17 protein-coding genes are annotated in these 12,227 nt (G+C 62.8%); 6 read left to right on the forward strand and 11 right to left on the reverse strand.

Translation table 11 applies throughout. The annotated features are described in order from the left end of the window. Positions 1–42: 42 nt before the first annotated feature. The 7 genes from ACMHLQ_RS13310 to ACMHLQ_RS13340 form a co-directional block, all read right to left on the reverse strand. The gene (locus ACMHLQ_RS13310) at positions 43–507 is read right to left on the reverse strand and encodes an Hsp20 family protein (RefSeq protein ID WP_415401136.1); all 465 of its coding nucleotides are present in this window, start codon (positions 505–507) and stop codon (positions 43–45) included. A gap of 130 nt (positions 508–637) precedes the next feature. Further along, complete coding sequence (locus tag ACMHLQ_RS13315; protein WP_415401137.1) at positions 638–1,441, reverse strand: trypsin-like serine peptidase; 804 nt, start codon at positions 1,439–1,441, stop codon at positions 638–640. Beyond that, the gene (locus ACMHLQ_RS13320) at positions 1,438–2,220 is read right to left on the reverse strand and encodes a trypsin-like serine peptidase (protein WP_415401138.1); all 783 of its coding nucleotides are present in this window, start codon (positions 2,218–2,220) and stop codon (positions 1,438–1,440) included. Before ACMHLQ_RS13320 ends, ACMHLQ_RS13315 begins: the two co-directional genes overlap by 4 nt. A 90-nt stretch (positions 2,221–2,310) precedes the next feature. Further along, entirely contained in the window at positions 2,311–3,624 is a 1,314-nt protein-coding gene (glcF, locus tag ACMHLQ_RS13325; RefSeq protein ID WP_415401139.1) for a glycolate oxidase subunit GlcF, read from the reverse strand. 1 nt (position 3,625) lies between these two features. Next, complete coding sequence (locus ACMHLQ_RS13330; RefSeq protein WP_415401140.1) at positions 3,626–3,979, reverse strand: hypothetical protein; 354 nt, start codon at positions 3,977–3,979, stop codon at positions 3,626–3,628. Continuing rightward, a complete protein-coding gene (gene glcE / locus ACMHLQ_RS13335) occupies positions 3,979–5,088 on the reverse strand; it encodes a glycolate oxidase subunit GlcE (RefSeq protein WP_415401141.1) in 1,110 nt (369 codons plus the stop codon). The genes ACMHLQ_RS13330 and glcE overlap by 1 nt, the downstream gene beginning before the upstream one ends. A 57-nt stretch (positions 5,089–5,145) precedes the next feature. Further along, a complete protein-coding gene (locus tag ACMHLQ_RS13340) occupies positions 5,146–6,594 on the reverse strand; it encodes an FAD-linked oxidase C-terminal domain-containing protein (protein ID WP_415401142.1) in 1,449 nt (482 codons plus the stop codon). A gap of 85 nt (positions 6,595–6,679) precedes the next feature. Here ACMHLQ_RS13340 and ACMHLQ_RS13345 point away from each other — a divergent pair, with 85 nt between their 5' ends. After that, positions 6,680–7,372, forward strand: a complete 693-nt coding sequence (locus tag ACMHLQ_RS13345; RefSeq protein WP_415401143.1) for a DUF599 domain-containing protein — start codon at positions 6,680–6,682, stop codon at positions 7,370–7,372. Between the two features lie 43 nt (positions 7,373–7,415). Then, complete coding sequence (locus tag ACMHLQ_RS13350) at positions 7,416–7,766, forward strand: hypothetical protein (protein ID WP_415401144.1); 351 nt, start codon at positions 7,416–7,418, stop codon at positions 7,764–7,766. A gap of 60 nt (positions 7,767–7,826) precedes the next feature. Here the strand turns inward: ACMHLQ_RS13350 and rlmH are convergent, their stop codons facing one another. The 3 genes from rlmH to ACMHLQ_RS13365 all read right to left on the reverse strand — a co-directional run bounded on the left by rlmH (position 7,827) and on the right by ACMHLQ_RS13365 (position 9,328). Continuing rightward, positions 7,827–8,297, reverse strand: coding sequence for a 23S rRNA (pseudouridine(1915)-N(3))-methyltransferase RlmH (rlmH, locus tag ACMHLQ_RS13355; protein ID WP_415401145.1), 471 nt, complete (start codon positions 8,295–8,297; stop codon positions 7,827–7,829). A gap of 10 nt (positions 8,298–8,307) precedes the next feature. Next, complete coding sequence (gene rsfS, locus ACMHLQ_RS13360) at positions 8,308–8,667, reverse strand: ribosome silencing factor (RefSeq protein ID WP_415405280.1); 360 nt, start codon at positions 8,665–8,667, stop codon at positions 8,308–8,310. A 145-nt stretch (positions 8,668–8,812) separates the two neighbouring features. Further along, a complete protein-coding gene (locus ACMHLQ_RS13365) occupies positions 8,813–9,328 on the reverse strand; it encodes a hypothetical protein (RefSeq protein WP_415401146.1) in 516 nt (171 codons plus the stop codon). A gap of 77 nt (positions 9,329–9,405) precedes the next feature. On the opposite strand from ACMHLQ_RS13365, the gene ACMHLQ_RS13370 reads away from it, so the two are divergent. Next, a complete protein-coding gene (locus ACMHLQ_RS13370; protein WP_415401147.1) occupies positions 9,406–9,933 on the forward strand; it encodes a hypothetical protein in 528 nt (175 codons plus the stop codon). After that, on the forward strand, positions 9,930–10,151 hold the full coding sequence (locus tag ACMHLQ_RS13375; protein ID WP_415401148.1) for a helix-turn-helix domain-containing protein: 222 nt from the start codon (positions 9,930–9,932) through the stop codon (positions 10,149–10,151). The genes ACMHLQ_RS13370 and ACMHLQ_RS13375 overlap by 4 nt, the downstream gene beginning before the upstream one ends. Here ACMHLQ_RS13375 and ACMHLQ_RS13380 read toward each other — a convergent pair. Then, positions 10,106–11,539, reverse strand: a complete 1,434-nt coding sequence (locus tag ACMHLQ_RS13380; RefSeq protein WP_415401149.1) for a mechanosensitive ion channel family protein — start codon at positions 11,537–11,539, stop codon at positions 10,106–10,108. The genes ACMHLQ_RS13375 and ACMHLQ_RS13380 overlap by 46 nt on opposite strands. Before the next feature lie 161 nt (positions 11,540–11,700). On the opposite strand from ACMHLQ_RS13380, the gene ACMHLQ_RS13385 reads away from it, so the two are divergent. Together ACMHLQ_RS13385 and ACMHLQ_RS13390 are read left to right on the forward strand one after the other, a co-directional pair. Continuing rightward, on the forward strand, positions 11,701–11,943 hold the full coding sequence (locus ACMHLQ_RS13385) for a hypothetical protein (protein ID WP_415401150.1): 243 nt from the start codon (positions 11,701–11,703) through the stop codon (positions 11,941–11,943). A 5-nt stretch (positions 11,944–11,948) separates the two neighbouring features. Continuing rightward, complete coding sequence (locus ACMHLQ_RS13390) at positions 11,949–12,074, forward strand: hypothetical protein (protein ID WP_415401151.1); 126 nt, start codon at positions 11,949–11,951, stop codon at positions 12,072–12,074. Positions 12,075–12,227 lie beyond the last annotated feature (153 nt).

A 12,227-nucleotide genomic window follows, 5' to 3' on the forward strand; every position in this document is an offset into this window, starting at 1 on the left:
GCGCGTAAGCGCTCCGGGCCTCCGTCAAGTTAAGTCTTGGGCTTAGTTGACGGCCTTGGCCTCCACCACATCGGTTTCAATTGCCTTTTGGGTGGCAATCTCGATCCGGCGCGGTTTCAGCGCCTCGGGGACTTCCTTGACCAGGTCGATATGCAGCATGCCATCGACATGGGATGCGCCTGTGACGACCACATGGTCGGCCAGGTGGAACTTGCGGTCAAAGGCCCGTGTTGCGATCCCGCGATGCAGGTAGGTCTTGCCCTCATCCTCGGCCTTCTTGGCCGATACGATCAGGCTCTTTTCCTTGACCTCGACATGCAGATCATTTTCCGAGAACCCGGCAACAGCGATCGAGATGCGATAGGCGTCGTCATCTGTCTTTTCGATATTGTAGGGCGGATAGGTGTTCGTGTTGCCTTCGGTGGCAAGCACCCGGTCCATCAGGTCGGCGATCTGGTCGAAACCAACGGTTGCGCGGTAAAGCGGTGCAAAATCATATGTACGCATTGTTATCCTCATCAGAGCGATTACGAAGCGGGCCTTCCACCATGGACAGACCCGCGGGTTGCTATGGTCGGACCCCGTCCGGGCATCCGATGTACATGATGTGGTGAGGATTTTTGCGCGTTCAAGCCCCTCAGGGTTTGACGAATTTCGCACCGATATTCGTGCGCGTGCCGCCGCCGACGGTGATGCGCCGCACATTGGCGGTGGGTGTGGCCACCTGCATGCGCATTTGCGACTTCAGCTCGGCCACCCGCTCGGGCAGCACCATGCCCACGGATCGCTTATGCCCCTCAAGCTCGATCATGCCCGAGATCACGGCCATGATCCGCCCGCGCCCGTTCTTGTGTGAAAACACGGGGCTGCCGGACGACCCGAATGTGACATCGCAGTCAAACACCATTGCATCGCCGTCCCGGCCCAGCATCTGGCATTCCTTTTGTCGCGACTGCGCGTTTGCGCGGCCCCGCCCATAGGACACGACGCTGACCGGCCCCGGCGCAATGCGGTCTTCGTGCACGTAAAACGGGGCGACCTCGTAGGTCGAGATCGGCTCGGCCAGCCGGATCAGCGCCACATCATGCGCCACGTTCACCGCATTCAGCGGGCGGGTCGGTTTGAATTTCTTGTGCGCTGCTGCGTCAGAGGCTGCGCGCACTGCCACAGCCTTCCCGTCGCGCAGGCCGGCCTGGAACCGAATGCCTTCGGTCGGCCAGAGCCGCGCTGTGCCGGGTTTGTAGAGGCAATGCGCCGCAGTCAGCACGAGGTCGGGCGCGATCAGCGTGCCCGAACAGAACGCATTGCGCCCAAAATCGATCCGCCCCACGGCCTTCCAACTGGCGGCGGCGTAATCGGTATCAAGCGTGCGTAAGGCACTGGTCTGCGCCGTGACGGACGTGGCCATGATCAGGCCGAGAAGGAAGGACAGCGCTCTCATGGTCTCAGGAACTTTGCGCCGGTGTCATTGCGTGCGCCTGCGCGGACGCGGGGCGTGATCGTGTCTTTCTGGGCCACCATTTCGGCCTGTAACTGGGCCAGGGGTGCCCCAAGGGAGGTGCCGAGCGATACGGCCTCGCCTTCGATCTCGGCCTTGGCCGACACCACGGACACGATCTGTGCCTCGCCGTCCTGCACGATGAATATCGGCGCGCCCGAGCTTCCGAAGTCAACGGTGCACGAGGTGACAAGCACGCCTTCCTGCTGTGCAAGAACGCTGCATAATTCTTGCAGCGAGGGCGCTTCGGAGCGGCCCTTGCCATAGCTGACGACACCCACCTGCGCCCCGCGACGGGGCCGTGCGGCAGTGGTGAACGGGCGGATCTTGCCGTCGCGGATCGGGTGATCCAGCTCCAGAAGCGCCAGATCGTTGCGCACCCCGTCTGAACTGACATGACCTGCATAATTGTAGTCGGGATGCACCACCGCGCGCCGCACCGATCGATAGGCCGAGGCGCGTCCATTGCGCCATCCGGCGAGGAATTCGATGTCGGAGTGGTTGATCCGCGCGCCGGTCTTTTTGTCGAACAGGCAGTGCGCCGCCGTCAGAACCATCTTGGGGGCGATCAGCGCACCTGTGCAAAATCCGGTGCCGCCGATGTTCAGCCGCCCGACGGCCTGCCATGCGCGCGCATCGTCGCCAGATGTCAGCCTGCGCAGTCGCGCATCCTGTGCAAACGCCGCCGAGGTCACAACCAGAGCCATAATCGAGAGGGCCATCCAACGACGCATAGTTAACCTGAAACCAATTCCGCGATATGTCTCGGGGTTTAGGAAGGAAACGCGGCAGAATTAGGGCACTGCGAGAATTTAGCGCAAAATTGGAACATCTCCGCCGGTGCGGTCGAGGGCAGGTGGGCGCGGCCCGCCGCTCGCCCAGTCCAGCAACTCGACCGTATGGACGACAGGCACCCCTGCGGCGGATCCGATCTGCATCATGCAGCCGATGTTCCCGGCCGCTATGATGTCGGGGTTTTTGGCCTCGAGCGTGCGCACCTTGCGCTCTTTCAACTGCTTGGAAATCTCGGGCTGCATCAGGTTGTATGTCCCGGCCGAACCGCAGCACAGGTGGCTGTCGGCGGGTTCGACCACGGTGAACCCGGCCTTTTTCAGTAGGTCCTTGGGATAGGTCTTGATCTGTTGCCCGTGTTGGAGCGAACAAGCGGCGTGATAGGCGATGGTCATGTCCTGGGGTGCGCCTTGCGGCAGGTCCAGTTTCATCAGCACTTCGCTCACGTCCATGGCAATGCCTGCCACGCGCGCGGCATCCTCGGCCAGCGGGTCATTGCGGAACATGTGCCCGTAATCTTTGACCGTGGTGCCGCAGCCCGAGGTGTTGATGACAATCGCATCCAGCCCGTCGCCATCCATTTCGCGGGCCCATGCGGTGATGTTTTTGGCCGCTGTTGCGTGGCTTTCCGACGTTTTGCCCATGTGATGGGTCAGCGCGCCGCAGCAGCCTGCACCCTCGGCCACGACCACCTCGCAGCCCAGCCGCGTCAGCAGGCGGATGGTGGCATCGTTGATATCCGTGTTCAGCGCCTTTTGCGCGCAGCCCGTCATCAACGCCACGCGCATCTTTTTCGGCGCTTCGGGCGCAAAACTTTGCGGGTCGTCATTGCGGCTGACGGGCGGGATATGATCGGGGGCCATTTCCAGCATGGCGCGCAGGCGGGCATCGGGCATCGCCCATGCAAAGGGGCGGCCGATCTTGGCCCCCAGCAGGGCCACGCGGAACCGCATCGGGTAAGGCAGGATTTTTGACAGCACCCAGCGGAGGGCGCGATCACTCAGGGGGCGCTTGTAGTTGTCCTCGATGTATTCGCGCGCGTGATCGACCAGATGCATGTAGTGCACGCCCGAGGGGCAGGTCGTCATGCAGGCCAGGCAGCTGAGGCAGCGGTCGATGTGTTTGACCACCTTGGCGTCCGGCTGCCGCTCATTCTCGAGCATGTCCTTGATCAGGTAGATGCGCCCGCGCGGGCTGTCCAGTTCGTCCCCCAACACCTGGTAGGTCGGGCAGGTGGCGGTGCAGAACCCGCAATGCACGCAGTTGCGCAGGATTTCGTTGCTGCGCGCGGTGGCGGGGTCTTTCAACTGCTCTGGGGTAAATGTCGTTTGCATATCATTTCGCCATCATTTGCGCCGTGGCGAAACCGAACCACGGCAGTGTCGTGCCCATTGCGCCCAGCGCCCGGCTCCACCGCCGGGAGGCGCGTGAGGTCAGCGTCCGGCAGGCCGCGCGGTGGACCATCACCAGGACGAGGATCCAGGCCAGCCAGATCAGTAACAGGCTGACAAAGACCGGGCCGGGGTCAGCGGCCAGGGTCAGGCTCGCCTCGTTGCGCAAGGCCAGGCTGAGGACGACCATCACGGACGCGATCAGCGCCAGCGGCCACAGCCGCCCGTCAAAGGCCGCCAGCGCCAGATAGAGCGCGGGGCCGATCACAAAGGCCATCGTGAACAGGATCAAAAGCATCAGGCGGCCATCAATCCGGGATTGAGGATGCCGCGCGGATCGAACCGGGCGCGCAAGGCAGTGCTGAGCGCGGCAACGCCGGGCGCTTCGGGTTGGAAAACGGGCACGGCGGCGCGCAGGGCCTCTGGCCCTTTCATCAGGGTGGCATGACCCGCAATCGCGCTTTGCAAAGTGGTGTGAGTTGCGGCCGCATCCCCACCGCTCTGGCCGACCCAGATCAGGCCGCCGCCCCAGTCCATCATCGCATCGCACCCGTCGGGCAGGGCGGCGATCACCGCTGGGCCGTCGCCGGGTTTGACCGACACGCGCCAGACCGCGTCCGCCCCGTGCAACGGCACCGCATCGCGCACGCGGGTCCAGTCGACACTGTCGCTGCGGGTCATCTCACCATGGCTGCGCAACAGGTCCTGCAACGCGTTTGCGCGGTAGTCCACGGAACTGGAAAAGCCTTCCAGCCGCAGCCACACGGCACCGTCGATCCACGCCGCCCCCGACACCTCGTAGGGCGATCCAAGCGCGGCACTCATCGCGGCCACGGCCTGTGCGGGCGTCAGCCCCTCTATCACCAGAGTGGTCACCGCCTCGACGCTCGGCAGCACTTTCAGGCTGACCTCGGTCAACACACCCAATGTGCCCCACGATCCGCACATCAGCTTGACCAGATCATAACCGGTCACGTTCTTCATCACGCGGCCGCCATTCTTGATGACGTTGCCCGCCCCATCGACAAAACGGACGCCAAGGGCAAAGTCACGCGCCGCACCCGCCTGAATGCGGCGCGGTCCGCTGGCATTGGTGGCGATGACGCCGCCAATGGTGCTTTGCCCGCTGGTGCCCAAAAGGCCGGTCAGGTCATAGGGTTCAAATGCAAGGCGCTGGTTTTCGGCGGCCAATGTCGCCTCGATCTCAGCCAAGGGCGTGCCCGCCTGCGCCACGATGGTCAATGCGCCGGGTTCATATAGGGTCACACCGGACAGGCCCGACACATCCAGCGTCTCACCCACAACCGGACGGCCCACGGAACGCGTCCCACCGGCCCGCACAACCAATGGGCCTTGTGCCGAGGCAACGGCCTCTGCCACCGCGTCTTCTGTCTTCACTTTGCTCATCTTCATCTTGCCCAATAAACTCCGGGGGTGAGGCCAAAGGCCGAGGGGGCTGACCCCCTATTCGGCTGCCAGTTGCACGGACCGGCGTGGTTCGGACACCGCCAGCGGAAACACTTTCGCAGGGTTCAGCAGCCACTTGGCGTCAAACACATCCTTGATCGCCATCTGCGCCTCGAGATCGGCGGGGGCGTATTGATGGGTCATCAGGTCTCGCTTTTCGATGCCCACACCGTGCTCGCCCGTCAGGCAGCCGCCCACTTCGACACAGAGCTTCAGCACTTCGGCGCCGAATTCCTCGCAAATCTCCAGATCGCCGGGCTTGTTCGCGTCATAGCAGATCAGGGGGTGCATGTTGCCGTCACCGGCATGGAACACGTTGCCCACGGGCAGGCCGTACTGTTTGGACATCTCGCCAATGCGGCGCAGAACATAGGGCAGTTCGGACACGGGGATCGTGCCGTCCAGGCACATGTAGTCGCTGACCCGGCCAATGGCGGAAAAGGCGGCCTTGCGCCCGGCCCAGATGCGCGCGCTTTCCTCGGGCGATGCGCTTTCGCGCAAGGCGACGGGGTTATGCCGTTTGGCAATCTCGGTAATCAGGGCAAGCTGGTCGTTGATCTCAGCGTCTGAACCCTCAACCTCGACAATCAGCAGGGCCTCGCACATCGGATAGTCGGCCTTGGCAAAATCCTCGCAGACCTCGATCAGCATCTTGTCCATGAACTCGATCGCGACGGGCAGCACGCCCGCCTTGATGATGTCGGCCACGCAGGCACCCGCAATTTCGGCGCTGTCAAAGCCCATGAGCACCGGGCGCGCGCCCTCGGGCTTGTGCAGGATGCGCAGGGTCGCCTCGGTCACCACACCCAACTGCCCTTCGGACCCGCAGATGACGCCGAGCAGGTCCAGCCCGCCGGAATCGAGATGCGCGCCGCCGATTTCGACCACGGTGCCGTCCATCTGCACCAGCGTGACGCCCATCAGGTTGTTGGTGGTCACCCCGTATTTCAGGCAGTGCGCGCCGCCGGAATTCATCGCGATGTTGCCCGCAATGGCGCAGGCCAGTTGGCTGGAGGGGTCGGGCGCGTAAAAGAAGCCATCCGCCTCGACCGCGCCTGTGACGCTGAGATTGGTGCGCCCGGTCTGCACGCGAATGATGCGGTTGTCATAGTCGGTCTCGAGCACGTCATTCATGCGCGCCACGCCCAGGATCACGCAATCTGCGGTCGGCAGGGCGCCCCCGGCCAGCGATGTGCCTGATCCACGGGGTACAACCGGCACGCCCTCCTGATGGCAGATGCGCAGCACGTCCGATACTTCGGCGGTTGTGGCGGGCAACACGGCGACCATGGGCGGGCAGCGATAGGCGGTGAGCGCGTCGCATTCATAGGCGCGGGTTTCCATGGGGTCGTCGATCACCGCATCGCGGGGCAGCACGTCGCGCAGGCGTTCCACCACGCGGGCCTTGCGGTCGAGGATGGTCGAATCGGGAATCGGCATTTCCATGGCGTATCTCCTTCAGGATTGGTAAAATAATATGACCAATTTGTGCGGGATGCAATCTCAAACTCTGCGGTGTAAGAGCACACCCATGACCTGGCTTGACCGCATTTCCTTTTTCACGCCCTTCGATATGGCCGCACTCGGGCTTCTTATCGCGGGATGGTTGCTGATTGGTTGGCGGATTGAGCATCCGGGGGCCAAGCACCCATCGACATCGCAGATCATGGCCGGGTTTCGCCGCGAATGGATGCGCCAGATGATCACGCGCGAACCGCGGATTTTCGATGCGCAGATTGCGACCAGCCTGCGCCAGGGCACGGCATTTTTTGCCTCAACCTCGGTCATTGCCATCGGGGGTGTGCTGGCGGTGATCGGCAACGCCGAGCGTGTGACCGGCATCGCCAATGACCTCACGCTTATGGAAACGCCCGCCTTCGTGTGGGAGGTCAAGCTGGTGATCATGGCGCTGTTCCTGACCAACGCGTTTCTGAAATTCGTCTGGGCCAACCGGTTGATGGGATATGCGTCTGTCGTCATGGCGGCCGTGCCCAATGATACGAGCGATCCCGTATGTGCGATCCGCGCCGATCAGGCGGCAGAGGTCAACATCACGGCCGCCCGGTCGTTCAACCGCGGCCTGCGTTCGGTCTATTTTGCTCTGACCATCGCTGCGTGGCTGGCCGGGCCGATCCCGCTGTTGGTGGCCACGGTGTTCACGCTCGCCGTCATCTGGCGGCGCGAGTTCGCATCCAATTCGCGCACGATCCTGCTGGGCACATAGACGTGATGGGACAGGGGCGTCGCGCTGCGCTATGCCTGACGTCATGAAATACCTGCTCCCCCTCGTGCTGGCCGCAGCACCCGCCCTTGCCGAAGAACCCGTGATCGAAAACGTTGACATCACGCGCACTGCGCCGGGTATTTATCGGTTTTCCGTCACCATCAGCCACCCCGACACGGGATGGGATCACTATGCCGACGGCTGGCGCGTGCTGGATATGGAGGGGAAAGAGTTGGGCATGCGCGTGCTGTTCCATCCGCATGTGGATGAACAGCCCTTTACCCGCAGCCTGGACGGCGTGAACATCCCTGACGGCACGCGTGAGGTGCAGGTGCAGGCCCGCGATTTGCCTGCCGGATGGAACGACGGGACGATGATCGTTCAACTGCCCTGACGGCAGGGGGGTCGGTCCCCTCGGGATTTTTCTGAAAGATATGAAGAGGGGCGGTGCGCCCTAGTTTCGGTGGTAGGGCGATCCGGCGAGGATGGATGCGGCACGGTAGAGCTGTTCGGTCAGCATCACACGCACCAGCATATGCGGCCAGACCATGGCGCCAAAGGACAGCTTGTGGTCAGCCTCGGCCCGCAAGGCCGGGTCGATCCCGTCCGCCCCGCCGATGACAAAGGCGACATCGCCGCGCCCTGCATCGCGCCACCCGGCAAGGCGCTGGGCAAAGGCGGGTGAGGGTTCAACCTTGCCCCGTTCGTCCAGACAACAGATCAGCGCGCCCTTGGGTACAGCCTTGCGCAGCAATGCGGCCTCGGCGGCCATGCCGCCGCCTTTGCGATCCTCGACCTCGATCACGGATAGCGGGCCGAGGCCCAAAGCCCGGCCCGTTCGGTCAAAACGGGTGGTGTAGTCGGAAATCAAAGCGCTCTCGGGACCGCCACGCAGGCGGCCCACAGCGCAGATGTGCACGCGCATCAGTGCAGGGTCAGTTGGCCGCGGCGGCGCTGGGCTGCCACATCTTCTCCAACTGGTAGAACTCGCGCACTTCGGGGCGGAACACGTGGACAATCACGTCGCCCGTGTCGATCAGCACCCAGTCGCCTGTTTCCTTGCCCTCGAGCCGTGCGGTGCGCCCGAACTCATCCTTGAGCCGCTGTACCAGCTTTTCCGAGATCGAGGCCACCTGACGTGACGAACGGCCCGAGCAGACGACCATGTAGTCACCAATCTCGGTCTTGCCGCGCAGATCGATCTGCACCACGTCTTCGGCTTTGTCATCGGAGAGGGAAGAAAGAACAGCCGCAAGGAGCAATTCGCTTGTGGCTTGCGTTTTGGCTGTGGCCATCATGGCCGCCGCCCCATCAGCGGTCTGGACCGCTTCTGCAGAGATTGACAGGACATCGTCCTCCTTTTCATCGCGCCGATCAGGTCCTCGGCGCCTGGACCCTTTCATCGTAACAATGCGCGCATAACATTTCAATGAAACGGGTTCACGAACATCGCGTCACACCGTCGCCTGCCTGTCCTTTCAGCGCGTCCGCGACGGAGGCCCCCGTGATCAAAGGCAGAAAGGGGCCGCCGGATTTAAGCTGTATGGCCACCGAAAACCGGTCGGTTTCGGGCATCTGATCGCCGGTCAGGCAGGGGGCGATGCCGACGCTCAGGCTGCCTTTCGTGCCGTCGGGGTCGGCCGTGTTCCATGCGCTGATCCTTGCCTGCAATGCCCGCAGTTCCGCATGAGAGGCAGGGGCGACCTGCACCACGTCCCCCACCGCCACAATGGGAAAGCTGCCCGCCAGATTGGATCCATCCCGGTGCTGCGCGCGCAGGTCCAATGTGCCGGCCTGCGGCAACAGCGCGACACTGTCGGGCAGGTCCACCCGCAGCGCGATGTCGGCAGGATCTGCCGAGAGCGGATCAATCGCTTGCATCTCAAGCAATGTGCCTGGCACGACTGTACTGCACGCGCCCAGACCGATAGAAACTGCGAGTATCACATCTTTCACAACTTTCTCCTTTAGAATCATTATTTATTGTTTTACAGTAAAAATATAAAACAAGAGAGGGAAGTAGGAAAATGCAGATGGACCAGATCGCCCGCCGCGCCCGTATTCTGGCGATGATCACTGTCGCACTGATGATTATCATACCGCTCGCCGCCATTTCCGTACTGGCGACGGGTGGTGTCGATCCCGAGACGCTGCGCACGACTTATGGGATTGCGGTGATGCCCGCCGATCCCGGTGCGGGTCCGATCCTTGTCTGGTTCGGGGTCGAGGCCGTGCGCATGGCGCTGGTCCTGTGGGTGTTGTGGAGCGTGCGTGGCTGGCTGGTGGCCTGCGCGCGGGGCGACATCTTTGCCGGGCAGACCGCGCGGCATGTCCAGCGCATCGGGTCCGGCTTGATGGCCCTCGCCGTGGCACATGTGCTGGGCAACACGATCATCATTGCCGCGCTGACGTGGAACAACCCCGCCGGTCAGCGCTCGCTCGCCATTGGGTTTGGCAGTACGGAGGTCTTGCTGCTGTTGGCCGCCGGTCTCATGACGCTGTTTGGCTGGATTCAGGCGGAGGCGGCCCGGCTATCGGCAGAAAACGAGGGTTTCGTATGAGTGTGGAGATCATCGTGCGGCTGGATGTGATGATGGCGCGGCGCAAGATCAGGGGCCGGGACCTGGCCGCGCAAATCGGGATCACCGAACAGAACCTCAGCCTGCTGAAATCCGGCAAGGTCAAGGGTGTGCGCTTTGAAACGCTTGCCCGGCTTTGCGCCGCACTTGACTGTCAGCCCGGTGACTTGCTCGAAGCGGCCTCGTCCAGCCCCGGTTGATCGCCCAGCATGCGCACCTCGCGCTGCGGGAAGGGGATCGAGATGTCGTTTTCCTTGAACGCGTCCCAGAGCGCCAGATAGACGTTGCCGCGGATGTTGGTCAGCCCTCCGGTGGGGTCTGTGATCCAGAAGCGCAGGATGTAGTCCACCGAACTGTCGCCAAAACCGACGATGTGGCAGACGGGTGGGCGGCTCGACAGCACCCGCTCGACCCCTTTGGCGGCTTCGATCGACAGACGGCGCACAAGGTGTGGATCACAGCCATAGGACGTGCCGAAATAGATATCGAGGCGCACAAATTCGTTCGAATGCGACCAGTTCACCACCTGGCTGGTGATCAGATCCTCGTTCGGGATGAGGTATTCCTTGCCATCCCGCGTCACCACGCTGGCATAGCGCGCGCCCAGCGTTTGAATCCATCCAAACGTGTCGCCCAGCGAAATCACGTCGCCCGGCTTGATCGACTTGTCGAGCAGGATGATGACGCCGGACACCAGGTTCGACACGACCTTTTGCAGACCAAAGCCAAGGCCGACACCGATGGCGCCGGACAGCACGGCCAAACCGGTCAGGTCGATGCCAAGCGCGCGCACGCCCACAAAAAAGGCGATGGCGTAGAACACGATCTGCACCACCTTGACGATCAGCACCCGCATCGAGGGCGATATATCCTCGTTTGTCTGGACCCGTGCGGATGTGGTGGTGGTGACAAAGCGCGCCAGCGCCAGTAGCACGCCGATGACCACAACCCCCTGCACCAACAACAGCAGGGAAAACCGCATGTCGCCGATGGAAAATGCGGCGGCGTGCAGGATATCGGCAGCCTCGTCCACGATCCCGAGGACATAGAGCGTCACATAGACCCAGGCCCCCACACGCACGACCCGACGCAACAGCATCGACCGGATGAGGCGGGTGGCGAACACCACCAACAGCCAGGCGGTGGCCAATGTAGCGATCAGCCCAAGCACGTAGGATCGTGAGGGCCAGGTGATTTCGCGCATCACCAGAACAACGCCCCATATCAGCATCACGAAAAAGATCGCGCGCAGCCGTTGGTGGACAACGACCAGCACACGCATGCGCCATTTGGGCCAGCCCTCACGCGTGGCCATCCATTCGCGGATCGGCGGGCCCAGCCAGCGCCGCAGCAGATGTGCCGCCACCAACAGGCCAAGAACCATAAGCAGTTGATAGGCAACCCAGGGGCGCAGCATGGACTGCGCCAGATCCTGCCCCTCGTTCAGCAGTGATTGCCCAAGGCTCAGCGCGGTATCGGCGAGGGACGCGTCGCTTTGCACCTCGACCAGCCCCGTTGCCTCGGCAGCCGAATTCAGCGCCTCGGACAGCGGGGATGTCACGCTTGTCTCGTTTGTGTGGTTGGCCATGTCTGCCCGGCTCCTGCTTTGGGTCAGTCTGGCATGGAAATCGTCAAAACAGCAAGGAAACCGCGTGTGGCGAGGGCGGTGCCAAATCACCGCATCGCCAACACATTTCGGTCCAATTCTCTGCTTAACCTAGGGTCAACCGATTGGCACAGGAACGCGTGATGACCGTAACCACCTTCGAAGACCGCCTAGCGCGGATGGCCCGTGAAGCAGTTGCGCAAGGTGCGCCGCGCTCCGCTGACCCGCCCAAGGCGCCGGGTCAGCCCCGATCCCCCATGCACAGACTGATCCCCCCGACCATCGGTGCCGTGCTGGGCGGGCTGATCGGGGTGGTGATCGAATTCTGCCTCTTGCCCGGCTCCCCCTCGGGCCCGGCACAACGCTGGGCGAGACTGTTCTGCTGATCGCGATGGCACTGGCCGCACTTGTTGTGCTGGCCGGGATGGCCGCATCCTTCATGTATCGCCGTCGCCCCGCATTCTTTGCCTTTGCCATGGCTGCATGGCTTGGCCTGCTGGTGGCGCTGCTGATCTGAGGCGGCGCGCTCTGGTCTTGCGAGACTCAAGTGGCCCGTGTATCTCCGGCAAGATGACACAGTTCTTCGACATCAAAGACCGCACGCGCCTGCGCGAGCGGTTCCATGGTGCCAGCCGTACGGTTCTGGCGCGTCTATGACGTGCTTGCGGGC

This window comes from Tateyamaria algicola (assembly GCF_047715485.1).
In the GTDB taxonomy this organism is placed as follows: domain Bacteria; phylum Pseudomonadota; class Alphaproteobacteria; order Rhodobacterales; family Rhodobacteraceae; genus Tateyamaria.